The sequence below is a fragment of the Pseudonocardia sp. NPDC049154 genome, from assembly GCF_040648315.1.
Classification (GTDB): Bacteria; Actinomycetota; Actinomycetes; order Mycobacteriales; family Pseudonocardiaceae; genus Pseudonocardia.
On sequence record NZ_JBEZDN010000088.1, the window covers coordinates 1 to 25,529 of the forward strand.

Consider the following 25,529-nt stretch of genomic DNA (forward strand, 5'->3'; position numbering starts at 1 on the left):
TGCTGTCCCCCGTGGACTACGAAGCAGCCCACACCCCGCCTGACCACGATCACTGACCCCACACCGTCAGTGTCCGGCGCAGGGGGCCAAGCTCAGGTCATGCTTGGTCTTCTCTCCGTTGAAAGCTCCGGCGGGACGCGGCAAGTCCATCGACTGGCTCCGTGGGGCGCTCGAGTGGTCACTGCGTCCGGGTGATGCTTGCCACGAGACGACGGCGGCGGAAGGCCGGTGACCATTCATCGACCAGGACCCGGCGGGCGAGGTTTGTTGATGGCAACCGCGAATGTGTGTGCGCGAGACCAGCCGGCTGTGGGTGTTCGGCAGCTCCGCGAGGCCGACAAGTTCATTCAATGAGCGCCCACCTTGATGCCCCTGGTGACCTCGGACACGCTCATCTCGACCCCATGCATCGCAGCACGAGAGGACGCCACATGCCATCGATCACGTCTGACTCGGTGGCCCGCGAGGACATCGTCAGCTCCGAGCTCTTCATAGGTGGTCTGGCGACGGCCGCGCAGGGCGGCCGGTACTTCACGACGACTGAGGCGATCACCGACGAGCCGATCGCCAACATCGCCGCGGCGTCCGCCGACGACGCTCGGCGTGCGGTCGGGGCTGCGGCTGCGGCTCTACCGGAGTGGGCCGCGGTGTCCCCCGGCGAGCGCCGCGCGATTCTGCAGCGTGCCGCCGCCTTGTTGGAGGAGCGGGCCAAGGACATCGTCCCGTTGATGGGGCGGGAGATGGGCGCCACGGCTCCGTGGGCCCGGTTCAACGTTCACGTCGCGACCGGGATGGTGCAGGAGGCGGCTGCTCAGACCTACTCGATGGTCGGCGACACGATCCCGTCCGACATGCCTGGGCTGTTGGCCATGGGTGTTCGTCAGCCCGCCGGGGTCGTGATCGGTATCGCGCCCTGGAACGCGCCACTGATCCTCGGCGTCCGCGCGGTCGTGATGCCGCTCGCCTTCGGCAACACGGTGGTGCTCAAGGCGTCGGAGCAGGCGCCGCTGACGCAGGCCATGATCATCAAGACGTTCGTGGACGCCGGCGTCCCGGCCGGCGCGATCAACCTGATATCCAACGCGCCGGAGGATGCCGCGCTGGTCGTCGAGGCCCTGATCTCTCATCCGAGTACGGCTCGGGTGAACTTCACCGGTTCGACCAAGGTCGGACGGATCATCGCGGAGGTTGCTGGGCGGCACCTCAAACGAGTCGTCCTCGAGCTCGGTGGCAAGGCTCCGCTGCTGGTTCTGGCCGACGCAGACCTGGACAAGGCTGCGGCGGCCGCGAACTTCGGTGCTTTCATGAACCAGGGCGAGATCTGCATGTCCACCGAGCGCTTGATCGTGGACTCCGCAGTCGCAGACACCTTCGCCGACAAGCTCGTGGCGCGCGCCGCACGCCTCACCGTCGGTGCCCCGAGCGACCCATCGTCTCAGCTGGGACCGGTGGTCCATGCGGGTGCTCGAGACCACGTGGTCAGTCTCATCGAGGACGCGAAGGCCAAAGGGGCGCAGGTCCTCTGCGGCGGCGCGCACGACGGTCTCTACCTGGAGGCCACCGTGCTGCGAGGCGTCACGAAGGACATGCGCATCTACACCGAGGAGTCCTTCGGCCCGGTCGTCGGCATCATCGAGGTCGACGGCACCGACGCCGCAGTGGAGAGCGCCAACGACTCGGAGTACGGACTCGCCGCCGCAGTCTTCACGGAGAACGCGAGCACCGGGATTCAGGTGGCACAGCGGATCCGTTCTGGCATATGCCACATCAACGGGCCCACTGTCCACGACGAGCCCCAGATGCCCTTCGGCGGTGTCGGCGCCAGCGGCTGGGGCAGATTCGGGTCCAGGGCTGCGCTGGAGGAGTTCACGGAGCTGCGGTGGATCACCATCCAGACCGGGGACCGGCACTACCCGATCTAGGCAGCAGGTGCGGCCCGTCCACCCCGCATCGTGCGCATCGCGCTGGCAAAAGTTGTTGAAAGGACACAGAAATGACACTTACCGCGCCCGAGCTCAATCCGCCTGCTGAGGTTCGAACTGGCCCTCGCTGGATCAAGAGTCGCGTGAAGACGCTCGACCCCCAGCGGGACTACACGGAGATCGTCAAGCTGACGACGTTGTTCCATGTCAGCGACTTCTTCGTCGACTGGGCCTTCACCCACATCATGTGCCGCGCGACCACCGGCCACAGCTCGAAGGCCATCACCCGCGAGGGCATGGGCAAGCTGCTCAACAGGGCCGACAATCGATTCGACGACACATCGCACCACTTCCTGGTGTGGAACGAGTGGGGTCCCGAGTCGCCGCAGACCAAGCGCTCGGTCGGCATTATCAACGCGCTGCACGACAAGTATCAGAAGATCTACCCCTCCGCGTTCGACGACCTGCCGCTCTGGGCCTACGTCATCGCCTGGGAGGTGGCCGGGATCGCCGTCCTCGCGCGCGAATACCTGGGCCTGCCCGAGATGGACGACAAGGAGAAGGAGGCGCGAGCCATCTGGGGGCGCAAGCTCACCGAGTCGTTCACCTACATCGACGGTCGCCCCCTGAGCGAGGTCATGCCACGGCTGGAGACCTTCGAGGACTTCATCGACTTCATCCACGAGTACGAGTCGCAGCCGTGGGCTCCCGACGCGAACTCGACGGCGTGTGCCAACGCGGTGCTCGACAAGTGGGCGGAGCGCCACAAGCGTCTGCCTCGCCCACTCGCCCGTGCGCTGGTCACCACGTTCTGGCACGACGGGCAGTTCGAGTGCAACGGCATCGACCGGCCCACCTGGTTCTGGCGAGAGGCATCCAAGAGCTACATGCGTGCCGTCATGGTCGGCATGAAGCTCATGCCGTCACCCAAGGAATCCATGGTCGAGAAGATGCTGCGCGTGGCAGCCGAACGCGGCGAGACGTTGCCCCCGATCATGCGTGCCTCCGTCGGCGCCGGCGCCCCTTCGAAAGACGGCACCTCGTCCGGATGCCCGATGGGCTTCGGGATGGTCGATCCCGACCAGGTCGCCAAGGCCGAAGGGTAGCCGGGCTCCCGAGCCTACGCCTTGGCGCCGCCCGGGTCGCTCCGTTTGCTCCCACCCATGTCTGGAAAGGACTCGATGTCAGCTCGGCGCGCACCCCACTTGGCAGATGCCCCACTCGTGACCTCGAGGCGCGGGCGCTTCTGGATCCCGGGCGAGATCACGTCGTCTGCCTATGGGACCGTCCAGCTCGGCCCCATGTACGTCGAGTGGGAGGCACCCGAGGTCGTCACCCGGCCTTTCCCTCTGGTCCTCGTGCACGGCGGCGGCGGCCAGGGCTCCGAGTGGCTCACGACCGTCGACGAGAAGCCCGGATGGGCGGCCCACTTCGTTGCAGCTGGCTTCGCCACCTACGTCGTTGACCGTCCTGGACTGGGACGCTCGCCGTACCACCCGGACCTCATTGGACCCATGGGAAGTGTCTTCCCGTACGAAGCCGCAGTCGGCCTCTTCGCGCCGCCCGACCGGACGGCGGAGCAGACCCAGTGGCCGTTCGGCCGCGGGAGTGGTAGTCCCGAGCTGGATCACCTGGTGGCCGGCTTCGGCCCTCTGCCTGCTGACCTGGCGGCCTCACAGCAGCTCGACGCGGCCCGCCTGGTTTCGCTGCTTCACCGCATCGGGCCGTCCGTCCTGGTGACGCACTCCGCAGGAGGACCTGCTGGATGGCTGGTGACCGACCGGACTCCGGCTAATGTGGTGGGGGTCGCGGCCATCGAGCCCATGGGCCCACCCTTTGCCACCTTCCCGATCGGCTCGCTCGAGTGGGGACTGACGACCGCCCCCATCACATTTGCACGCCAGTTCGAGCGGGCCGACGAAGTCCGCGATGCCCAACCCGCAGACTTGAGGATCCCGTCCTTCGCGGACAAACCCATGGCGGTGTTCACAGGCAGCGCCTCACCGTTCAGGGACTGGGCACCCGCGACCGTCGACTTCCTCAGCACAGCAGGGGCGAAGGCGACATGGGTCGACCTGCAGAAGTGGGGAATTGCCGGCAACGGTCATGGCCTCATCTTCGAGAAGAACGCGCACGAAACAGTCCAACCGATCATCGAGTGGATCACCAAGCTCGGCTCATGAACGGCGCACCACGTCCCAAACGGCTTTCCCGAAGAAGAAGTACAAGAAAGTAGGCGAGATGAACGCTCAGGACAAGGAAAGGCCGTCGGCATATCCGGCGGAATGGAAGGTCGAGTTCGGGCCCTCCGCTCCACTCCCCGAGGGTTATCAGGTCGGTCGTGAGACGACGCAGGTGAAGGCCGGGACGGTGTTCATCCCGGGAGGAAAGCCGCTGCCGTGTGACGTCGTCTGGGAGCGCGACATTCCGGTGACCCTGCGCGATGGTGTGGTGATCTACACTGACGTGCTGCGTCCGGCAGATCAAGATGGCAACCTGCCTGCCCTGGTCAACTGGAGCCCGTACGGCAAGTCGCTGCCTGCATTCCCTGCGCCGCCATGGGGTGTGCCACGGGAGAACTTCTCGGGCCTGGGGAAGTTCGAAGGCGCGGATGCCGCGTTCTGGCTCGATCACGGGTACGCGCTGGTCAATCCGGATGCACGCGGGGTCGGCAAGTCCGAGGGCGACATCCACTTCTGGGGCTCGGTCGAGTCCCACGACGGCTACGACGTCGTGGAATGGGCGGCCGAGCAGCCGTGGAGCAACGGAAAGGTCGCCCTCTACGGTGCCTCGTGGCTGGCGATCTCGCAGTGGGGCATCGCAGCGACACGCCCCCCGCATCTTGCCGCGATCGCGCCCTGGAACGGCTTCTATGACGCATACCGCAGTCACATGGTGTGGGGAGGGATCCCCGACCCCGGCTTCTTTGACTTCCTTCCCTTCATGGTTCCCGGCGACAACGGCTCCATCGAGCGGATCGGCGACATGAGCATCCGGGAGCCGCTGCTGAACGAGTACTGGGAGGACAAGATCCCCGACCTCTCGAAGGTCACGGTCCCCGCCTACGTCGTCATGGACGGGGTCACAGGGCTCCACTCGTTCGGTGCCTCCGAAGCGTTTCGACGCCTGGGCTCAGCCGAGAAGTGGTTCCGGATCAACAACACCCATGAATGGAACGACCAGTACACCCAGCACTACCAAGAGGATGTGTTGCGGTTCTTCGATCGTTATCTGAAGGGCGTCGACAACGGGTGGGAAACCACGCCGAGGGTTCGGGCGTCGATCATCAACGCCGGCGGTGAGGACTTCGTCGACGTGCCGTTCACCCAGTGGCCAGTGCCCGAGACGCGTTACCAGGAGCTGTATCTGAACGCTGCCGATCACAGCTTGTCGACAGCCCTCCCCGTGGAGGAGTCGTCGGCGACCTACCCCGGCGCAGGCGGAGCCGTGACGTTCACGATCAAGTTCGACCAGGACATCACCTTGCTCGGGTACATGTCCGCGCGGTTGTGGGTCGAGGCGCAAGGCGCCGACGACATGGACCTGTTCCTGCTCGTCGAGAAGCTCGACGCCGACGGCAACCTGCTCGCTCCGCACCGGCACTTCGCCGACACCTACCCCATCTCGCCGCCCGGTGCACCCGGGCGGCTGCGAGTGTCGCTGCGTGAGCTGGACCCCCAGCTGTCGACCGACTTCGGGCCTGTACAAGCGTTCCGCCGTCACCAGAAGCTGTCCCCGGGAGAGATCGTTCCGGTCGACATCGGCCTCACGCCCAGATCGTACTTCGTGCAGGCAGGACAGCAACTGCGGCTGACCGTGGCCGGATACAACGTCCGCGGCACCGGCGTGGACGCACATGCTCCGCAGGACGAGGCCGTGCTCGGGGCCCGTCTGGCCGCTGAAACGCCGCGTGCGGAGAACAGTGGCAACCACGTCATCCATACCGGACCGGAGCACGTCTCGTACCTGAAGGTGCCAGTCGTCAACAATCCGCGCTGATGGAGCGGTGGCTGGCTGGGTGAGCTTCGGTCGAAGTGTGTAAGCCGTGTTCCTGACAGGGCGGCGGGGAGGTGATCTTCTCGCCGCCCGGAGGGGCAGATCCACGCGACCGAACCAGCAACCAACGACGTGCGCGGCCAAAAACCAGGAGGCCGGAAGCTCGGCCGATTCGGGTAGAACAGCTGTTGAGCAACGCTAACGCCTCCAGCCAACAGTTGGTCCGACGGCAGCGTACGACACGATCTTCCTGGTGGAGACCTTGGACCTCGGAGCGAACTCTGAAGGGATGCTGGAGGTCGGCGATCAGTGGTCGGTCTTGTTCTTGTAATCCGTTAGGAGGCTTCGTCGTGGAGACGGTGAAGCCTCATCAATGAGAGGTAGCGTTATGAGTTCGACGGACGACAACAAGAAGCTGGTGCAGGGGTTCTACGACACGCTGATGAGCAGTGGGCCGGAGATCGCATTCGACAAGTACTGCGATGCGGAGAACTACACCCAACACAACCCGCGCCTGGTAAACGGGCGAGCCGGGTTACTCGAGTTCGGTCGCACCGCCGCGATGTGTAAGGGGTTCACGCTCAAGATCCACAGGATGGCCGCTCAGGACGACCTCGTCTGGGTGCAGGCCGAGACCACGGGACTTCACTGGCCCGACGAGCCCAACCCAGTGGATCCGGCGTCGTTGCGGCACGTCGTCATCGACATTTTCAGAATCGAGGGCGGCAAGCTGATTGAGCACTGGGACGTCATCCAGCGGATTCCGCCGTTCACCGCGAGTGGCAATGACATGATCTGATCACTGAGGTCGTCCCCGTCTTGATCCTGGCCGCGCGGGGTAGGTTCGTCGTTCGTCACGTGCGGACGCAAACACGATTGCGCGACGCCGACGTCGACTTACCTTCCCCACTAGCCCCGGTTATTCACGACGAGCAGTAGTTGATCCGTCTCGCATGATCGTCTCGGGTTTCTGGGTCGGGCGTGCGGGATCGTCCGGCCTGCCGTTTCCGTCGGGTGTTCCATGCCGCTCGTGCCGGCCGTGAGGTTGGTTCAGCCTGAGGGGACGGGCAGCAGGGCAGTTGTGTCCCAGGGCGCGGAGCTGAGCGAACGCGGCCGCGAGCTGTCGGGCCCAGGGCCAAGGCTGCTGGATGCGGGCGAAGGTGCGTCGTTGACCTCGGGTGATCCGGCCCGCGACGTGCAGCAGTCGGTAGCGCAGCGTCTTCGGCTCGGCATTGGCGAGGTGCCCGTCGAGGAGCAGGTGCTGCGTCCAGGAGAGCAGGTCGACCGCGAGCATCACGACGGTCAACCACGCCGAGTTGATCGCGAAGGTCCGGGACGGGAAGTGGTTCAGCCCGGTGTCCTTCGCGGTGCGGATGCGGTCCTCGACCCGGGCGTGCGCGCGGTGGCGGGCGTCGAGGAAGGCCAGCTGCCCGGCGACGGTGTCGGTGGCGAAGCGGGTGTAGCGCCAGCCGTCCCGAGTCTCCATCAGGTCCAGCTGAGCGCCCGGGTGTGGGCGTTCCCGGCGGACGATCACCCGCGTCCCCGGCGGGTAGCCCGCCAGCGAGGCGGCGGACAGCAGCCCGGTGAGCTCGGCCAGTCCGGCGCCGTCACGGTGGCTTCCGTCGGCGTCGACCGCATCAGCCCACACCTTGTGCGGGACCGCAGCGATCGCGGCGCGTTCGCGGTCGGTGATGGCCCAGCCGACGGAGAACTCCGTCGCCACCGCCTTGTCCTGCTGGTCGCGGACGTGGGGCCAGGAACGCTCTCGTGCAGCCGGCGGTGTCCGCGCGGACCAGGACCTTGCGGCCGTGACGGTGCTGGTCGGGGATCTGAGCCAGGGCCTGGTCGAGCACGGTGATGTGTCTGCGGCGGTGTTCGCGCCCGCGTTGCCGCGGCGCAGGACGCCCCCCAGGAACTCGGAGGTGTTGTCGCAGAACGCCATCAGTGGGTGGTAACCGAAGGTCCGCTTGAACGTCGGCGCGGCCTGCTCCTTCTCCGAATGGCAGATCACGATCGACGCGTCCAGATCGATGACCAGCACGTCGAGGTCCTGTCCGGCCACTGTGACCGGTGGGAACGCCCGCCCGTGGCGCTCGGCCTTCTGGTCCCAGACGAGCTCACGAGTCCTGGCTCGAGCTGCCGCCACCCGCGCGAGCGCGGCCTCGTCGAGGCGGTCGAGCAGCCGCCAGCACGTCGAGTCCGACGCGACCGCTCCGAACAGCTCGGCCTGGTCGCCCAGGACTGCGATCTCGGAGATCGTGGTGGCGCCGTCGGCGACCGCGACGGCGAGATCCACCAGCACTCGCCCGGGATCATGGCGGGCCCGCGGAGGTCGCAGTCCGTCCAGTGCCTGGGACAACTCGCCGGTCAGCGTGGTGCGGTCCGCGACATCGGCCAGCAGCCGGACCCGGCATGGGACACCACGCCAGCCCCGTCGGCGGTCACGATGATCCTCGGACGGGTGGTTGTAGCCTGCACTCGGAAAGTGCCTCCTCGACCCCGGCGGACATGGCCCTCAGCAAGCCCTGTCCTACCTGGTCGAGAGGCACTTTCTTCTCTCGGGGGTCACCCACCGCCCAGCCCGTCATGAAGAACCCGGGCTAAGGCCTGGGACATCGTGTCCGGGATGCGGCAGCTGATCTCCGCAGGGACGACGGGTCTCGGTTGCGGACTCGGAGGGGCGTCCGTTGACCGACTCGCGGACTACAGGTCGAAGCTGAACCTGGATGGTGGCAGAGCTGCGTGGGCTCGACCTCCTCGGCGGGGGCTGGCGGGCCTGGGGGGCGGGACCGTCGGCCCGGACGCTGCTGGCACGGGCGATGGCGCTGTCAGCCCTTTGGGGCGAGCGGCCACCGTGGTGAGCGCCCGAGGCAGGTCATCTCACCCGGCCTGCAGGGCTTTGGCCAGGACCTCAACGCCGCGGGCCATGTCGGCCGTGGTGGTGCCCGCGTAGCCGAGCAGCAGCGCCGATTTGCTCTCGGGTCGCAGGTAGTGGGTCGACAGCGGCCAGATGTGGACACCCTGCCGCAGGGCGGCCCGGGCGACGGCTCGGTCGTCGCGTTGCTGCGGGAGCCAACCGACGAGGTGTAGCCCGCCGTCAGACGGCTCGAGCCGGATCTGGTCGCCGAGCGGCTCCACGCGCCGGATCAGTTCGAACTGGCGTTCCCGGTGCAGTACTCGCATGCGGCGCAGGTGACGGGTGAGGTGGCCGTGCTCGATGAAGTCGGCGACGACGGCCTGGTCGACGAGGTGCGCGTGCATGTCGGTGCTCAGGTGTGCGGCGAGGAAGCCGTCGACCAGGTCCGGCGGCGCGATGATGTAGCCGAGCCGCAGACCGGGGAACAGCACCTTGCTAAAGGTGCCGACGTAGATCACCCGTCGCCGGGTGTCGATGGCCATCAGCGCGGCGTGCGGCTTGCCGTGGTAGCGGAACTCGGCGTCGTAGTCGTCCTCGATGACCCAGGCGTTGTTGTTCCCAGCCCAGTCGATCAGGGCGAGCCTGCGTTCGAGCGACATGGTGTGGCCGAGTGGGAACTGGTGGGACGGGGTGACCGCGGCGAGCCGGGCGGCGGGCTCGAGCGCGACGCCGGCGCCGACGTCGAGACCGTGCCGGTCGACGGGCACCGGGACGATCCGCGCGCCCGCTGAGATCAATGCGGCGCGGGCCCCCAGGTAGCCCGGGTCCTCGAGCCAGGCGGGGTCGCCGGGGTCGAGCAGGATGCGGGCGCAGAACTCGAGCGCCTGCTGCGAGCCCGTGGTGATGATGACCTGGTCAGGGGTGCAGTGGATGCCGCGGGCGGTGCTGATGTGCGCGGCGACGGCCTCGCGCAGCGGCCGGTAGCCCGCGGGGTCGTCGTAGCGCATCAGCTGCGGCCCGGATTTGCGGAACCGCTCGCGGTGGAGCTTGGCCCAGGTGTCAAAGGGGAACGCGTCGAGTGCCGGGAGCCCGATGAGGAACGCCGTGCCGTGCGGCCTACGGCCCAGGACCGATGGCAGCGGGACGCGGCGGGCCGCGGCGAGCCGCCTTCCTCGCACCGAGAGGTTCACGTGGCCGGTCGACGTCGATGCGGCGGCGGGCTTCGCGGTGACCGAGCGGAGGGCCTGCTCGGGCAGGACCGACGCGACGTAGGTGCCGGAGCCTTGCCGGCCGGTGATGTACCCCTCGGCCTGCAGTTGCCCGAAGGCCGCGAGCACGGTGTTGCGGGACATGCCGGTCTCCGTCGCCAGGCTCCGGCTGGGCGGCAGGCGGGTACCCGCGGGTAGCTGGCCTGTCAGGATGCTCGTCCGGAGCTGCTCGTAGAGCGTCTTGTACGCGGGTGCGGCTTTCGTCCGCGAGGAGCCGGGACCGCCGCGGGTGGGGTCGTTCGTGTTGCGTGCAGATGTCACGTGGTCCCCACAACGCTCGCGAATTGGCTCTGGTGGACCGCCTGGCCTCCGCTAATCTCTGGAGCCAACAGGTCGCGGGGCCAGGATAGACCTACTCGGATCGTCGGCGAATCGCGACGATGCCGCCCCAATGAGGTACTCGCGATCTGCCGCTCGATCCCGATGATCGCCCGGATCCCACCCGAGGAAGAGGTGCTCGTGCCGATCTACCTGAGCATGCAACGCGTGCGGTTCTCCAGTCCCGACGCCTACGAGAAGTTCAAGGTCGTCTTCGGAGACACCCGACACCACCTCATGAAGCTGCCCGGCTTCCTGCACCTGACCTGGTGGGAGCACCCTGACGACCCGGGCTGGTTCAACGAGTGCAGCTTCTGGACGAGCAAGAAGGCGCTCTACGACTGGCACACCGACACCTATCACAAGCACGCGAAGGCCTGGGCCGCCAACGGCGCCATCATGGAGGACATCATCACCAACTTCGAGTTGGTGGGAACGCGTCTGCTGCGCATCTGTCCGACCTGTGGGGAGTTGCAGGACAAGGTCTACGAGCTGGCTCAGGAGCAGGCCGTCCTGCGTGAGCAGTGCCCGAACTGCGGGTTCCACTTCCCGTACCTGTCCGAGCAGCCGTCCAGCTTCGCGGTGTTCAAGGACGTCCCCCTCGACCAGCTCGACCACACCCCCGCACCGGACACGGCCGCGGCCACCAACGGGAGCGCACCGGTCGCAGACCACCGGCAACCCGTCGACGCCTGAGCCCGCGGAGCGCACGGTGACGGGACCCGTGGTGGCGGGCCGGGGTTCTCGGTGGCGCACGAGGATGACCCCCGAGCTGGCCTCGGGGATCGTCGACGGGGTGGTCCTCACCTTCGCCTCGGGCCGGATCGACCTGATCCTCCAGGGCTTCACCGAGGACGCCGAGATCCGGTTCGGCTCGACCACCGTTCTCCGTGGCCGGAACCAGATCAAGGAGTTCCTCGAGGACCGGTTCGCTGAACGGGCCGACCAGCGTCTCGACAAGCGCCTCCGCGCGGTCGACGGCGACGCCCTCGCCGTCGACTGGCGCGACCGATGGACCGACACGACGACCGACAAGCCCATGCACAGCGAGGGCACCGAGTTCTGGACGCTGCGCGACGGCCTGCTCAGCACATGGGAGATCGCCTCCACCTCGACGGCCGAGACAGACCTCGACGCCTCGACAACCGCAGCCGGAAGTTCTCAACCCTACCGATCCAACATTCCAGGAGAGCAGCATGACCACATCGGCAGTCGGCGCGATCAACATCGGCAACCGTAACCTCAACCCTCCGCCCGCAGACTGGGCCCCGTTCGACTGGGTGGACCCGAAGTACGGCCCCCAAAGCAAGGGTGAGGTCGTCGTGATCCGCCCGGAGGGAACCTCCGGCACCCTGATGGCGGGTCTGTGGCGGACCGGCCACCAGATCGCAGGCTGTGAGCCCGACGGGTCCTGCATCGTGGACTACACCGCCCCGCTCGGTGACGAGACCATGGTCATCCTCGAGGGATCCGCGGAGATCACCGAGGTGGCGACCGGGGTCAAGCACGAGATCGCGGCGGGCACGATCCTGAGCCACCCCAAGAACGTGGACCTGCACTGGGAGATCCGCGAGCCGTTCCTGAAGAAGTTCTGGGTGATGTGGGACAGCCCCGAGGCCGCCACCCCGCAGGACCACCTGTTCGTCGCGAACATCAACGACGACCCGCAGGTGTGGACCCCCTACGAGTGGACCGAGCCCGGCCAGGGCCCGCAGGTGTGCGGGGAGCTGTTCACCATCCGCGACACCGGCTCCACCGGGACCTACCTGTGCGGGCTGTGGCGCACCGGGGTCGGCATCGCCGGCTGTGAGCCCGACGGCACCTCGACCGTCCCTTACACCGCGCCGCTCGGGGACGAGACCATGCTGATCCTCGAGGGCCGCGCTCACCTGCTCGATGAAGAGACCGGGCAGGAATGGGACATCCAGGCCGGCGACGTGGTCTGTCTGCCGACCGGCAGACCGGTCCGCTGGACCTCGCTCGCCCCGTTCGTGAAGAAGTTCTTCGTGATCACCAACGCGGCGGCGCCGGCGTCCTGACCCGTCGCGCGGTCGGTCGGGGTGCTCAGGCTCGGCCGACCGGCCGCCGCTCTGCCGCCCCGACCGCGGGTGTTGTGGTCGGTCGAGCCCAACCTTCGCGATCGTCTCAATCAACAACAGCGTGTCAGCAGCGTGGGACACCACCTGCCTTCCGGCCGTGTCGACCTCTGGGCACGGATAGAGCCCGAAAGCCTTCTTCACCTGGAGGGCGCTCCTGAACTCGCGCGCACATGGGGGACCTCAGGAATCGCTGATCTCCGGGGTCCGAGCAACCTTCCGAACCGAGCGGGTCGACCACTGGGAGGTCGCCCTGGGACAGGCGCTGGGGCGCGTCCGCCGCCCGGGCGCCGGGTTGGTGCTCCGGAGCGCGTGGGAGCCCTCGACGTGGCGGCGGGCCGCGTACCCGCTGGTGTCCGTTCTGGTCGCGCTGTCCATCGGCCGCTTCCCCCGGCGCGCCGGGAGGGCGTGCACGTCGTGTTCGGCAGTCCAAGGTGCGCTCAGGGAAGAGCTGCGGCAGCAGGCGGCGATTCTCGGCGATCGAGGACCGCAACACCGGCTCGGGGTGCTGCGAAGCGGCAGGGGTCAAGCGGTCAAGGGCAGGTTCGACGGCCGGAGGGGGCTGGCCCGCGGGGGAAGGGGTCACACTCCGCGGGCCAGCCACAATGGACACTACAAGCAGCTCACCAGCGGCGTCGATGGTCAACGCGGCCCGCGGCGTAACGCCCACTCGGCCCCACGAACAAACCCGTACGGCATTCCCGAGCTCGGCGTCCCGGTCGGGACCTAAGATCCTCTCGCTGCTTGACCTACCGTGCCCGTGATCATCTGCCCGGCCAGGAGGCGACCGTCATCAACCCGCAGCCGAAGCTCGTCGCGCTCGGGCGTACCGAGTGCCTGACCCGTCTCGCCGGTGAAGGCGTCGGCCGGGTCGTCGTCACCCGCCAGAGCCTGCCCGCCGCGCACCCGGTGCACAACGTGCTCGACGGGGAGGAGAGCGTGTTCCGCACCCCTCGCGGGGGTACGCTTGCTGCGGCCGTGCTGGGGACGGTCGTGGCGTTTCAGGTCGATGACATCGACCTGGGGCCCGCACCGGGTGGAGCGTCTACGGGGGTCGGTGAGGCCTACGAGATCGCTGAGCCGGGACGACTGCACAGGCTCCAGCAGACACTGTCGCCGTGGTGGGCCACCTGCGACACGGCGCACGCCATCTCGATCCCCCTTCGGATCCTGCACGGCAGACTGACATTCACGTGACGACACCGGGGGCTGCTCCGGGCCCGGTGCTTCCGCGGGGCCATATCGGGTACGCCCCGCTTGCCTGCTATCGGCCGCGAGGGGTCGCCGCCGGTGGCAGGCACCTCCCCGCGCAGCACACCGGCGCCACCGGTCCTGCCCAGCCACCCTCGGCATTCCGGCGCAGCCACACCCGGCAAGCTCCAACGGGCCGCATGACCTTGGTCGCAGCGCCGCAGCGCGCTCCCACTCGTCCGCTGATGATGCGGGGTTGTGAGCAGCCTGCTGACCCTGTGGTGCCATCGCTTCGAGGGCCTCGACGAAGGAGCCGGCTGATGCTGGACCTCCACGCGCTGTTCGTGGACCCGCAGACCGAGGAAGGACGGGGCCAGGTCTACCGAGGCATGGACCACAACCGGCCACCTGCGACACTGGTCTACCTGGCCATGACCGGGGACACGACGGTCCGCCCGGGAACCTACGCCCTGACCGGCGAGCAGTTCGACGGACACTGGGTCTACCGACGCCACGACGACAACTGAACCGAACCTTCAAGGCCCGTCCACCGCCGCGGCGGCAGGCCTCTGGGCATCATCGACGTGGGCCCGGGGTCCCGAGCCGCTCAGCGGCACGTCCGCGACCGGGCCAGCTGCCTCTCGCATCCGGCCGGCCGCGGACCCCCGCCTCGCCGGCAATCGGGGATCGCGGCGGCGTCGACGGTGTGGGCCCAGGACCTGCCCGCTGAGCTGTCCGGCCAGCTGCGCCGCGCCGGGGCCGCGGCGGGCCGGGTTGAGACGACGGACCCGGCGCACGATCAGCCGGGCGGTGATCTGCTCGGCTTGGCGGCGGCCGGTGAACGCAGTGAAGCTGAACTCGGCGACCTCGGCGTCGGAGACCCAGCGCTGCTCGTCGGTGTCGTAGAGGGCGTGGCGGTAGCGGATCGGGGTCCACGCCGTCTCGTCGATCGCGGCGATCGCCCGGCTGACCGCCGGGGTCTGCCGCGCGGTGATCGAGAAACGGGCGCCGGCGCGGCGGCAGGCCGCGACGATGTCGTAGCCGTAGAACGCCGAGTCCGCCCGCACCAGCACCAGCCCGCTCGCGCCGGCCCGGCGGGCGGTGGCCAGGGTGTCGGCGAGCAGCTTCGCCGCGCCACGCACCGAGTTCGTGGCGCCCTTGCGCAGCCGGGTCCCGGCGATCACCGGTGCCGAGCGCGGGGTGCACACAGTCGCCAGCAGGGCGTTCAGCCCGGCCACACCGGTATAGCCGCGCCCGACGCCCTGCTTGGCGTAGCCGAAGGTCTGGCGCACGGTGTCGTCGAGGTCGACGAACGCCACCTGCCCGGCGCCGGCCAGCACCGGGGTGGTCGTGGCCAGGCGGGCCAAGAGCCCGGCCGCGACGGCATCGAGCTGGCGGACGTGGCCGAACCGGAACAGCCGCAGGAACGTGCCCAGCGTGGACGGGGCCCGTACGCCGGTGATCAGTCGGCGCATCCCGCCGTGGCGCAACAGATCCATATCCGAGATCGAGTCCGCCCCCGCGACCATCCCCGCGACCAACGCGATGATCTTCGCCGCGGGGTGCGCACTTCCCTTCCCGGACACCGACAACCGCGCGGTGATCAGCTCCGCCAGCCCGCAACGGGCCGCCAACTCCAGCACCGGAACCAGCCCGGCGCACGACACGAGATTCGGATCGTCGAACCGCGCGCTCACCGCGCGCCGGGCGTGGGATAGTCGCATCCAGCGGATGCCCTTCTCTCCGGTGCCACAAGGACCCTCAGCAAGTCCTATCATCCCAGGTCAGAAGGGCATCCGCGTGTTACGACCCACTCTCACCAGCACTTTCCAGCGGTGGATTCAGGCTCAGGTGACAGGGTCCTGACCTTCAAGTCGTCGGCGCCGATACCGTAGGTTCCTGCTCTCGGATGACGCCGAGGCGGCTCCGGTGGGAGCCGCCTCGGCGTTCATGGGGCGCTGATTGTGTCAGCACCCCTGATCTCAGATCGGTCAGTGGCGGATGCCGATCTTGCGCATCTGGGGCATGACCTCGTCGCCGAACTCCTTGAGTTCGGTGGCGTAGTCGTGGAAGCCGAAGATCGCGCCGCCCATGCCGGCCTCGGACAGCTCGGCGAACTGCTCGGCGACCTGCTCGGGGGTGCCGACGAGGTTGGGGCCGCCCCAGCCGGCGATGAAGCGCTCCTGGTACTTCTCGATCTGGCTCGCGAAGGAGCCGGACTGGATGCCGAGGACGTCCATGACGTTCTTCGCTCCGGCCCAGTCACCGTTGTCGATGATGGCCTGCTGGGCGGCCTTGGCCTCCTTCTCGGTCTCGCGGCAGATCACGAGGCAGTAGGTCCAGACGTCGATGTCGCGCTCGTACTTGTCGTTGGCGAGGCGCTTGATGCCCTTGATGTAGTCGGGCGCTTCCTCGGTCGGCAGCGCGATCAGGTTGATGTCGACGTTCTTGGCCGAGAACTCCTGGCCACGCGGGGAGGCGCCGGCGTTGAGCAGGGCGGGGCGGGGGTCCTGGATCGGCTTGGGGTAGGCGTGGGCGCCCTTGGACTGGAAGAACTTGCCGTCGTGGTCGAAGGCCTCCTTCTCGTTCCAGAGCTCCATGGCGAAGTCGATCCACTCCTGGCCGTACTCGTAGCGCTCGTCGTGCTCGAGCTGCTTGCGGCCGAACAGCTCCATCTCGGGGTTGAACCAGCCCATCACGAGGTTCATCCCGTAGCGACCGCCGGAGATGTGGTCGATGGTGGTGGCCATCTTCGCCGCGACGATGGGGTGCACGGTCGGCACGTGAGTGGTGGTGAAGATGCCGATGTTCTCGGTGGCCTGGGCGAGGCCGGCGGCCCACGTGTAGGTCTCGAAGCAGACGCCGTTGAAGTTGGTCTCGCCGCCGAAGCCGGTCCAGCGACCGACCGGGACCATCGCCTCCATGCCGAGCTGGTCGGCGGTGCGGGCGATCTCGAGCTGCTGGCCCCAGGTGACCCGGAACCCGGTCGGCTCGTGGCTCATGACGACCCCGCCGCTGCAGTTCGCGGCGAAGATGCCGAGCTTGAGCTTCTGGTCGTTGAAGACCGGGTTCTCCTTGACCGACTTGTCATGGCCGAGCAGGCCGTCCGCCTCGTGCATGGGGTAGGTCACAGCAGTCCTCCATCGTCGGTGATCAGGGCTTGCGTGCCGGGCGGTACGTCGCGCACCGGCGGATCGCTGTGAGCAGCAAGGTAGAGATCGGCGAGGAGGCCCGACTATCCGCGCACCGACCTGCCCTGTCCGCCAAACGACCCGCGAGCGTGAAGCTCGTCGGTGGCACTCGGCCCCGAGGCGCGACGCAGCGCACACCGCAGGGGTCGTTCCGCGGATAGCGGCAGGTGAAGGCCCCTCCTAGCGTCGAGGGCGTCCGACGTGACACGCACGGTGCTGGGGGTGTGGGATGAACACGCCGAACGAGCCGTTGGCTCGATGCCCTGCCCTGCGCACGGCGGACCCGGAGGAAGCGCAGCAGGTGGTCTCCCGTGTGTACGTCCCACACCGCCTGCGCGCCTCGGGCACCCTCGACGCCCGGTTGAACCTGGCCGAGTCGGCGCGCCTGACCTTCGGCTATCTGTCCTACGGCAACGAGATCGAGTTGTCGGTGCCCCCTATGGTCGACTGCTACCACCTCAACCTGACGGTGCGCGGCCACACCTCCGTCCGCCATGGCCTGGCGACCACGATCACGAACGCCGGACTGTCCGGCGTGCTGCTCTCCCCCTTCGAGGAGTCCCTGCTGGGATGGTCGGCGGACGCTGCGCAGTTCGCGGTCAAGATCCCGGTCCGGTCGATGCGGGCGCAGTTGTCGATCTTGCTGCAGGAGCCGGTGGAGGCGCCGCGCTTCGGCCTGCGCGTCGACCTGGGCAGCGACGCCGGCCAAGGTCTGCTCGGTGCGGCGACGTTTCTGGCCGACCAGCTCGACGGCGGCGGTACGGCCGACCTGGTCCGTGAGCAGCTGGAGTCGTACCTGCTCACGCAGCTGCTCCTGGGCGTCGAGCACAGCCACTCGAGGGGGCTGCGCCGCTACGACGCCCCGGATCGGCTCGCGGTGGGCGAGGCGGTGGACTACATCGAGGCCTACCCGGAGCGGCCGCTGGGTATCGCCGAACTCGCGGCGGTGACGGGTATCAGCGCGGCGGCGCTGCAGGCGGCGTTCATCGCGGAGCTGGGTGTTCGCGCCGAAACCTATGTCCGCGACGTCCGGCTGACCCGAGCCCACGCGCAGCTCCGCGAGCCCGGCCCCGGGGACTCGGTGGCGGCGATCGCACGGCGGTGGGGCTTCACCAGCACCCGCCGCTTCTGCGCGGAGTACCGGGCGCGCTACGGGTACTCCCCGCAGGCCACGGCGGGAGCTTGCCCGAGGGCCCCCGCGCGGATGGCGCGCGGCGGATAGTCGGCGTCCGCCTGCGGCTAGTGCGCCCCGCGGGTGCTTCCTACCGTCGCGGTATGTCCTCCACCGACCTGCCCACCGATGCGCCAGGCACTGCCCGATCCGGCTCTCCCGCAGGGGGAGCGCTGCAGGGGATCCGCGTGCTGGAGCTCGGCACACTGATCGCCGGCCCGTTCTGCGGCCGGCTGCTCGCAGACCACGGCGCCGATGTCATCAAGGTCGAGGCCCCGGACCGGCCCGACCCGTTGCGTGTGTGGGGGCAGGCCGAGGAGGACGGTCATCACTTCTTCTGGACCGTGCACGCGCGCAACAAGCGCTGCGTGACCCTCGACCTGCGCCGTGACGAGGGCCGAGAGCTGTTCCTGCGCCTGGTCGACACCGCCGATGTGGTGGTGGAGAGCTTCCGGCCCGGCACCCTGGAGAAGTGGGGCCTCGGCTACGACGTCCTGTCCGAGCGCAACCCGGGCCTGATCTTGGCCCGGGTGTCGGGCTACGGACAGACCGGTCCGCATTCCAGGCGCCCCGGGTACGCCTCGGTCGCCGAGGCGGTGGGCGGGATGCGCCACCTCAACGGTTTCCCCGGCGACCCGCCGCCGCGCGCGGCGCTGTCGATCGGCGACTCCCTGGGCGGCATGTTCGCCGTGCAGGGCGTGCTGACCGCCCTCTACGCCCGCAGCCAGCCCGGCGGGCCCCGTGAGGGCCGCGGGCAGGTCGTCGACGTCGCGCTCGCCGAGGCCTGCCTGGCGATGCTGGAGTCGGTCATCCCCGACTACGACGCCACCGGGCACGTCCGGCAGCCGTCGGGGACCCGGCTGGACAAGCTGGCTCCGTCGAACCTCTACCGCTGCGCCGACGACCGCTGGCTGATCATCGCCGCCAACCAGGACACGGTGTTCGCCCGCCTCTGTGTCGCGATGCAGCGCCCCGACCTGGTCACCGACCCGCGGTTCGCCACGCACGTGGCGCGCGGGGACAACCAGGACGAGATCGACGCGATCGTGGCGGAGTGGGCGTCGCACTACGACGCGGAGACCCTGACCAAGCTTCTCGAGGACGCCGGTGTCGTGGTGGGGCCGGTCGACACCGTCGCCGAGATCGTGCAGAACCCGCAGTTCCAGGCCCGGAACATGCTCGTGCCGCACCACGACAAGGCGGTCGAGCGCGACATCCTCGGCCCCGGCGTGATGCCGGTGCTCGACGGCACGCCCGGCTCGGTCCGTTGGGCCGGGCCCGCGCGCCCGGGCACCCACAACGTCGACGTCTTTGCCGGGGTGCTGGGGTTGTCCGGCACTGAGCTGGCCGCCCTGACAGATGCCGGTGTCATCTGACCGGCGCATCCGACGACCTTCCTCGACGATCCTGGAGATGCACGATGACGACCCTGCCCGCATCAGTCGATCTGCGTGAGGTGGGCCTACGCGACGGGCTACAGCTCGAGGCGCCGATCCCGCTGGAGACCAAGCTGGAGATCCTCGACGCGGTGGCGGCGACCGGGGTGCGGCGGGTGGAGGTGACCTCGTTCGTCTCACCCAAGGCCGTGCCCGCCCTCGCTGACGCCGAACAGGTCGTCGCCGAGCTCAAGCGCTGGCCCGACCTGCACTTCTCGGCGCTGGTCGCCGGCCACGGCGGGGCCCGCCGCGCGGTCGCGGCCGGGATGGCGAACCTGGAGTACGTCATCTCCGCCTCCGACGGGCACAGCCTGGCCAACGCCCGGCGCACCACTCGGGAGGCCGTCGACGCGGTCGGTGACATCGCCGAGCTGGCCCACGGCGCGGGCGGACAGCTCGAGGTGATCATCGCGGTGGCGTGGGACTGCCCCTTCGACGGGCGCACCCCGCTGCAGCGCACCGTCGACATCGCCCGCCGCGCCGTTGCTCAGGGCGCCGACCAATTGTGCTTCGGCGACACCATCGGCACCACGGTGCCGGGCCGGGTCACCGAGCTGCTCGACGCGGTGCGGGCGGCCGTCCCGGGCGTGCCGGTCGGCGTGCACTTCCACAACACCCGCGGCTCGGGCATCGCCTGCGTGCTCGCCGCCATCCAGGCGGGCGTGATTCAGATCGACGCCTCCGCCGGCGGCCTGGGCGGCTGCCCCTTCGCCCCGGGGGCCAGCGGCAACATCGCGACCGAGGAAGTCGTCTACCTGCTCGAAGAGTCGGGGGTCGCTACCGGCCTGGACCTGTCGAAGGTCCTCGACACCGCCGCGATCGTCGAGCGAGCCGTCGGACACGAGCTGTCGAGCAACCTCTACCGCGCAGGCGGCCCGAACCGGCCCCGCGGGCGGGACTGACCCGAACAGGCTGCCCCGACCCCTGAGCACGGCTCGGTCGCGACGTCCCGCCGATGACCCGCGACCGGGCCGCCCCCACCCCCGCCACCCCGCCGGCTGTCGTCTGGCGGACATCGCGGGATCGGGACCGGATAGTCCGAGGCGCGAGGCGCTTCTAGCGTCGGCATGAGCACGGCACGCACTGTCAAGGAGGACGGACCGATGGCTGATCTCGAGCGGTTCAAGTTGGTGATCGGCGGCAAGCCGGTCGACGCCCTGTCCGGGGCCACGTTCGAGTCCCAGAACCCCTACAGCGGACAGCCGTGGGCGGTGCTCGCCGACGCCGGCCCGGAGGACGTCGACGCCGCGGTGGCGGCGGCTCGGGCGGCGCTGGACGGCGAGTGGGGCACGACGACCGGGTTCGTCCGCGCCCAGCTGCTGCGCCGCGTCGGCGACCTGATCGCCGACAACGCCGAGCGACTGGCGAAGCTGGAGGTCAACGACTCCGGCAAGCTCTACCGGGAGATGATCGGTCAGATGGCCGGGCTGAGCTCCTGGTTCCACTACTATGCCGGGCTCGCGGACAAGGTCGAGGGACGGCAGATCCCCTCCCCGAACCCGAACTACCTGGTCTACACGCGCAAGGAGCCCATCGGGGTCGTCGCCGCGATCACTCCGTGGAACTCCCCGCTGCTGCTGCTGACCTGGAAGCTCGCGCCCGCGCTCGCCGCCGGCTGCACGATGGTCGTCAAACCCTCCGAGCACGCGTCCGCCTCGACCGTCGCACTGGCGGAGCTGTTCGACCAGGCGGGCTTCCCGCCCGGGGTGGTCAACGTCGTCACCAGCCAGGCCCCGCAGGTCGGGGCCGCGCTCGCCGGTCACCCCGGCGTGAACAAGGTGGCGTTCACCGGCGCCACCTCGACCGGGCGACACGTCGCACGCGCCGCCGCGGAGAACCTCAACCCGGTCACCCTGGAGCTGGGCGGGAAGTCCCCGCAGATCGTCTTCCCCGACGCCGACCTGGCCGCCGCGGCCAACGGGGTCGTCTCCGGGATCTTCGCCGCGACCGGGCAGACCTGCATGGCGGGCTCGCGGTTGATCGTCCACGAGTCGGTGCACGACGAGCTGGTGCGTCTGGTCGCCGAGCGTGCCGCGGCGATCAAGCTCGGCGACCCGATGAACCCCGACACCGAGATGGGCCCGGTCGCCAACCCCCCGCAGTACGCCAAGGTGCTGCACTACCTGAAGACCGCCCAGGACGAGGGCGCCACCGTCGCCTACGGCGGCGCCGCTGACGACGGCCCCGGCGGGCTGGGCGGGCTGTTCGTCAAGCCGACCGTGCTCACCGGCGTCGGTCCGGACTCGACGATCGTGCGCGAGGAGGTGTTCGGGCCGGTCCTGTCGGCCTACACCTTCCGCGAGGAGGACGAGGCGCTCAAGCTGGCCAACGACACCCCGTTCGGCCTGGCCGGGGCGGTGTGGACCAAGGACGTGCACCGCGCCCACCGGGTCGCGGCCAAGGTCCGGGCCGGCACGGTGTGGATCAACGCCTACCGGGTCGTCGCGCCGAGTGTCCCCTTTGGTGGCTACGGGCTGTCGGGGATCGGCCGGGAGAACGGCGTCGAGGCCGTCGAGGCCTACACCGAGAACAAGTCGGTGTGGGTCGAGCTCACCGGCGGCACCCGGGACCCCTTCACCCTCGGCTGAGCCACCAGCCGCCCCGTCCGAACCCGGTACGCACCTCACGAGGAGTCGACGATGAAGCGCTCCACCAGCCACGACGGAGACACCGGAGACGCCGCCCGCCCGCCGTCGATCCCGCACGCGACCCTGCCCGGCACGCGGTCGGTTCAGCGCGCGGTGGCCGCGCTGGCCGAGGGCCGGATGGTGATCGTCACCGACGACGCCGACCGGGAGAACGAGGGCGACCTGATCCTGCCCGCGGCCACCGTGACCGCCGAGCAGGTCGCCTTCGTCGTGCGGCACACGACCGGCATCGTCTGCGCCCCCATGGCGGGGGTGCGGGCGGACGCGTTGGCGCTGCCGCAGATGGTCACCGACAACAACGACGCCCACGGCACCGCGTTCACCATCACCGTGGACCACCTCGACGCCGGAACCGGGGTCTCGGCGGCCGACCGCGCGACCACCCTACGAGCCCTTGCCGACCCGTCCACACGGCCCGAGGATCTGCGCCGGCCCGGCCACATCTTCCCGCTGCGGGCTCGTGACGGTGGGGTACTCGTGCGCGCGGGCCACACCGAGGCTGCTGTGGACCTGCTGCGTCTTGCCGGCCAGGACCCGGTCGGGGTGATCGGCGAGATCGTCGCCGAGGACGGCTCGATGGCCCGCGGCGCGACGCTGCACGAGTTCGCCCGCGAGCACGACCTGCCGATCCTGGCCATCGCCGATCTGGTGCGTTACCGGCGGGCCGCCGAGCGGTTCGTCGAGCACGTCGCCACCTCGGCGATGCCGACGCTGTTCGGCGAGTTCCGGGCGGTGGCCTACCGCTCCACCCTTGACGGCACCGAGCACCTGGCCTTGGTCCACGGTGACGTCGCCGCGGCCAGCCGGGCCCCCGACGGGGCGCTGGTGCGGGTGCACTCCGAGTGCCTGACCGGGGACATCATCGGGTCGCTGCGCTGCGACTGCGGCGCCCAACTCGAGCAGGCCATGCGGGCGATCACCGCCGAAGGAGCAGGCGCAGTGGTCTACCTGCGCGGCCACGAGGGCCGCGGGATCGGGCTCGGCCACAAGATCCGCGCCTACGCCCTGCAGGAGACCGGGCTGGACACCATCGACGCCAACACCGCCCAAGGGCTGCCCGTCGACTCCCGCTCCTACGGGGTCGGCGCGCAGATCCTCGCCGACCTCGGCATCACGAGGCTTCGGCTGGTCACGAACAACCCGGCCAAATACGGCGGACTCGACGGCTACGGGCTGGAGATCGTCGGCCGGGTCGGGCTCCCCAGCTCCGCGACCCCGCACAACCTGCGCTACCTGCGCACCAAGCAGCAGCGCATGGGCCACCTGATCGCCCTCGACGAGGGCACCGGCTGACCCCGCCCGCCCGTTCCCCACCGGCCCGCCCGTGCAGCGCGCTCTCCTGCGTGAGCGGCCGGCGAGGTGCTCGTCTCGCGCTGGAAAGGTTCACCGATGTCGCGTCCACTCTGCGTGACCCACAAGCTCCTCACACCCCACCTGGTCGACCCGGCCACCGAGCTGGAGCCGGGCCGCGACATCACCGTCGGCGTGGACCAGGTCCTCATCGAGGACGCCACCGGGACGATGACCGGGATGCAGTTCGAGATGCTCGGCGTCGACGAGATCGCCGTCCCGCTGGCGGTCATGTACGTCGACCACAACGTGCTGCAGATCGACGACAAGAACATGCAGGACCACCGCTACCTGCGCTCGTTCTGCGAGCGCTACGGCGTGCGGTTCTCCCCGCCCGGACACGGCATCTCCCACTACATCCACATCGAACGCTTCGCCCGGCCGGGCGCCCTGATCGTCGGCGCGGACTCGCACACCACCACCTCCGGCGCGCTAGGCACCTTCGCCACCGGCGCCGGCGGGCTCGAGGTCGCCGTCGCGATGGCGGGCTACGGCTTCGAGCTGCCCTGCCCGCGGGTCATCGGCGTCGAGCTCACCGGCCGCCTCGGCTACGCCGTCGAACCCAAGGACATCATCCTGGAGCTGCTGCACCGCTACGGCGTGCGCGGCGGCGTCGGCGCGGTGTTCGAGTTCTACGGTGACGGCGTCGCGTCGTTGTCGATCACCGGGCGGGCCACGATCTGCAACATGGCCGTCGAGACCGGCGCCACGACCGCCGTGTTCCCCTCCGACGAGCGGACCCGCGCCTGGCTCGACGCCCAGGGCCGGGCCGACGAGTACGTGGCGATCCAGGCCGACCCCGGCGCGGTCTACGACGAACAGATCCACATCGACCTCGACACCCTCGAGCCCCTCGTCGCCGCCCCGCACTCACCCGGCAACGTCGTCCCGGTCGGCGAACTCGCCGGCACCGAGGTCGTGCAGGTGTGCGTCGGGTCGTCGGTCAACTCCTCCTACGAGGACCTCGCCACCGTCGCCGCCGCCCTGCGACACGGACCCGTCGCGGCCGGGGTACAGCTGACCGTCACCCCGGGCTCCCGGCAGATCCTCGACACCATCGCCCGCTCCGGGGTCTACCAGGACCTCCTCGACGCGGGCGCCCGCATGCTCGAGCCGATCTGCGGACCCTGTGTGGGCATCGGACAGGCCCCGGTCAAGGACAAGCCGTCTCTGCGCACCTTCAACCGGAACTTCCCCGGCCGCAGCGGCACCGCCGAGGACCAGGTTTACCTGTGCTCGCCATCCACCGCGGCGGCCAGCGCGTTGACCGGCGCGATCACCGACCCGCGGACCCTGCTGGACTGGCCGTCGCTGCGCCCGGCCGTCGTGCCGAACACCGAACTGCACGACCGACACATCACCCCGGCCTGGCCGCTCGCGCAACGCCACGACATCGAGGTCGAGCGCGGCGACAACCTGGTCTCGCCCCCGCTGGCCGCCCCGCTGCCCGCCGACCTCGCCGCCGAGGTCCTCATCGTCGTCGGGGACGACATCTCCACCGGCGACATGGCCCCCGACGGCGCCATCGCCATGTCGGTCTGGTCCAACATCGCCGAGTGCGCGCGGTTCATGTTCCGCCGCCTCGACCCCGACTTCCACGACCGCGCCCAACGGCTCGGCGGCGGGGTCATCGTCGCCGGCCACAACTACGGACAGGGCTCCTCCCGCGAGCACGCCGCCCTGGCCCCGCTGCACCTCGGAATCCGCGCGATCCTTGCCCGCAGCTACGCCCGCATCCACCGGCGCAACCTGATCGCCGTCGGCATTGTGCCCCTGCTGCTGCCTGCCGAGGCGCACGCCGAGCAGGGCGAGGACCTGTCCGTGCCCGGCCTGCTCGACGCGCTACGCAGCGGCGCCGCCACGGTCACCGCCCGGATCGGTGGCCGCCCGGTCCCTCTCGGACTGCAGCTCACCGCCGGGGAACGGGCGGTGCTGCTCTCCGGGAGCCTGATCTCCCACATCCGCGAAGGACGCCGTAGGCCGGTGCACGCCACCGTCTGACAGCGCCAGCTGTCTGACAGCGCCACCGTTTCGTCTGACACCGCCCCGTCTCACACCGCTGCCGTCCCGACAGCCCCAGCGCGT

At 69.3% G+C, this 25,529-nt stretch carries 20 protein-coding genes; 16 read left to right on the top strand and 4 right to left on the bottom strand.

What is annotated here, in order from left to right:
• Nucleotides 1–431: 431 nt before the first annotated feature.
• The 5 genes from AB0B41_RS30470 to AB0B41_RS30490 all read left to right on the top strand — a co-directional run bounded on the left by AB0B41_RS30470 (nt 432) and on the right by AB0B41_RS30490 (nt 6,717).
• Nucleotides 432–1,922, top strand: coding sequence for an aldehyde dehydrogenase (locus tag AB0B41_RS30470; RefSeq protein ID WP_358209423.1), 1,491 nt, complete (start codon nt 432–434; stop codon nt 1,920–1,922).
• A 143-nt stretch (nt 1,923–2,065) separates the two neighbouring features.
• Nucleotides 2,066–3,028, top strand: a complete 963-nt coding sequence (locus AB0B41_RS30475) for a hypothetical protein (RefSeq protein WP_358209425.1) — start codon at nt 2,066–2,068, stop codon at nt 3,026–3,028.
• Between the two features lie 195 nt (nt 3,029–3,223).
• Nucleotides 3,224–4,105, top strand: coding sequence for an alpha/beta fold hydrolase (locus tag AB0B41_RS30480; RefSeq protein WP_358209427.1), 882 nt, complete (start codon nt 3,224–3,226; stop codon nt 4,103–4,105).
• Between the two features lie 58 nt (nt 4,106–4,163).
• Nucleotides 4,164–5,921: a CocE/NonD family hydrolase gene (locus AB0B41_RS30485; protein WP_358209429.1), complete on the top strand. Its 1,758-nt coding sequence runs from the start codon at nt 4,164–4,166 to the stop codon at nt 5,919–5,921.
• A gap of 385 nt (nt 5,922–6,306) precedes the next feature.
• Nucleotides 6,307–6,717, top strand: a complete 411-nt coding sequence (locus AB0B41_RS30490; protein WP_358209431.1) for a nuclear transport factor 2 family protein — start codon at nt 6,307–6,309, stop codon at nt 6,715–6,717.
• A 120-nt stretch (nt 6,718–6,837) separates the two neighbouring features.
• Here AB0B41_RS30490 and AB0B41_RS30495 read toward each other — a convergent pair whose 3' ends face one another.
• Both AB0B41_RS30495 and AB0B41_RS30500 read right to left on the bottom strand, forming a co-directional pair.
• Nucleotides 6,838–8,277, bottom strand: a complete 1,440-nt coding sequence (locus tag AB0B41_RS30495; protein ID WP_358209433.1) for an IS1380 family transposase — start codon at nt 8,275–8,277, stop codon at nt 6,838–6,840.
• Between the two features lie 521 nt (nt 8,278–8,798).
• Nucleotides 8,799–10,304, bottom strand: coding sequence for a PLP-dependent aminotransferase family protein (locus tag AB0B41_RS30500; RefSeq protein ID WP_358209435.1), 1,506 nt, complete (start codon nt 10,302–10,304; stop codon nt 8,799–8,801).
• Between the two features lie 162 nt (nt 10,305–10,466).
• Between AB0B41_RS30500 and AB0B41_RS30505 the strand changes: the two genes are divergently transcribed.
• The 5 genes from AB0B41_RS30505 to AB0B41_RS30525 all read left to right on the top strand — a co-directional run bounded on the left by AB0B41_RS30505 (nt 10,467) and on the right by AB0B41_RS30525 (nt 14,175).
• A complete protein-coding gene (locus tag AB0B41_RS30505; protein ID WP_358209437.1) occupies nt 10,467–11,057 on the top strand; it encodes an antibiotic biosynthesis monooxygenase in 591 nt (196 codons plus the stop codon).
• A 64-nt stretch (nt 11,058–11,121) separates the two neighbouring features.
• Entirely contained in the window at nt 11,122–11,601 is a 480-nt protein-coding gene (locus AB0B41_RS30510) for a nuclear transport factor 2 family protein (RefSeq protein WP_358209439.1), read from the top strand.
• Nucleotides 11,558–12,400: a cupin domain-containing protein gene (locus AB0B41_RS30515; protein ID WP_358209441.1), complete on the top strand. Its 843-nt coding sequence runs from the start codon at nt 11,558–11,560 to the stop codon at nt 12,398–12,400. The genes AB0B41_RS30510 and AB0B41_RS30515 overlap by 44 nt, the downstream gene beginning before the upstream one ends.
• An 801-nt stretch (nt 12,401–13,201) precedes the next feature.
• Entirely contained in the window at nt 13,202–13,654 is a 453-nt protein-coding gene (locus tag AB0B41_RS30520) for a pyridoxamine 5'-phosphate oxidase family protein (protein WP_358209443.1), read from the top strand.
• Between the two features lie 314 nt (nt 13,655–13,968).
• Nucleotides 13,969–14,175 (top strand): hypothetical protein, encoded by a 207-nt coding sequence (locus AB0B41_RS30525; protein WP_358209445.1) that lies wholly within the window; start codon nt 13,969–13,971, stop codon nt 14,173–14,175.
• 9 nt (nt 14,176–14,184) lie between these two features.
• Here the strand turns inward: AB0B41_RS30525 and AB0B41_RS30530 are convergent, their stop codons facing one another.
• Both AB0B41_RS30530 and AB0B41_RS30535 read right to left on the bottom strand, forming a co-directional pair.
• A complete protein-coding gene (locus AB0B41_RS30530) occupies nt 14,185–15,426 on the bottom strand; it encodes an IS1380 family transposase (RefSeq protein ID WP_358209447.1) in 1,242 nt (413 codons plus the stop codon).
• Between the two features lie 213 nt (nt 15,427–15,639).
• Nucleotides 15,640–16,779: an LLM class flavin-dependent oxidoreductase gene (locus tag AB0B41_RS30535; protein WP_358209449.1), complete on the bottom strand. Its 1,140-nt coding sequence runs from the start codon at nt 16,777–16,779 to the stop codon at nt 15,640–15,642.
• Nucleotides 16,780–17,068: 289 nt separating this feature from the next.
• On the opposite strand from AB0B41_RS30535, the gene AB0B41_RS30540 reads away from it, so the two are divergent.
• The 6 genes from AB0B41_RS30540 (at nt 17,069) to AB0B41_RS30565 (ending at nt 25,445) form a co-directional block, all read left to right on the top strand.
• Nucleotides 17,069–18,061: an AraC family transcriptional regulator gene (locus AB0B41_RS30540; RefSeq protein WP_358209451.1), complete on the top strand. Its 993-nt coding sequence runs from the start codon at nt 17,069–17,071 to the stop codon at nt 18,059–18,061.
• Nucleotides 18,062–18,114: 53 nt separating this feature from the next.
• Nucleotides 18,115–19,386: a CaiB/BaiF CoA-transferase family protein gene (locus AB0B41_RS30545; protein WP_358209453.1), complete on the top strand. Its 1,272-nt coding sequence runs from the start codon at nt 18,115–18,117 to the stop codon at nt 19,384–19,386.
• Between the two features lie 44 nt (nt 19,387–19,430).
• Nucleotides 19,431–20,348 (top strand): hydroxymethylglutaryl-CoA lyase, encoded by a 918-nt coding sequence (locus tag AB0B41_RS30550; protein ID WP_358209455.1) that lies wholly within the window; start codon nt 19,431–19,433, stop codon nt 20,346–20,348.
• 201 nt (nt 20,349–20,549) lie between these two features.
• On the top strand, nt 20,550–22,034 hold the full coding sequence (locus AB0B41_RS30555) for an aldehyde dehydrogenase (RefSeq protein ID WP_358209457.1): 1,485 nt from the start codon (nt 20,550–20,552) through the stop codon (nt 22,032–22,034).
• A gap of 51 nt (nt 22,035–22,085) precedes the next feature.
• On the top strand, nt 22,086–23,387 hold the full coding sequence (locus tag AB0B41_RS30560) for a bifunctional 3,4-dihydroxy-2-butanone-4-phosphate synthase/GTP cyclohydrolase II (protein ID WP_358209459.1): 1,302 nt from the start codon (nt 22,086–22,088) through the stop codon (nt 23,385–23,387).
• A gap of 96 nt (nt 23,388–23,483) precedes the next feature.
• Nucleotides 23,484–25,445, top strand: coding sequence for an aconitate hydratase (locus tag AB0B41_RS30565; RefSeq protein ID WP_358209461.1), 1,962 nt, complete (start codon nt 23,484–23,486; stop codon nt 25,443–25,445).
• Nucleotides 25,446–25,529 lie beyond the last annotated feature (84 nt).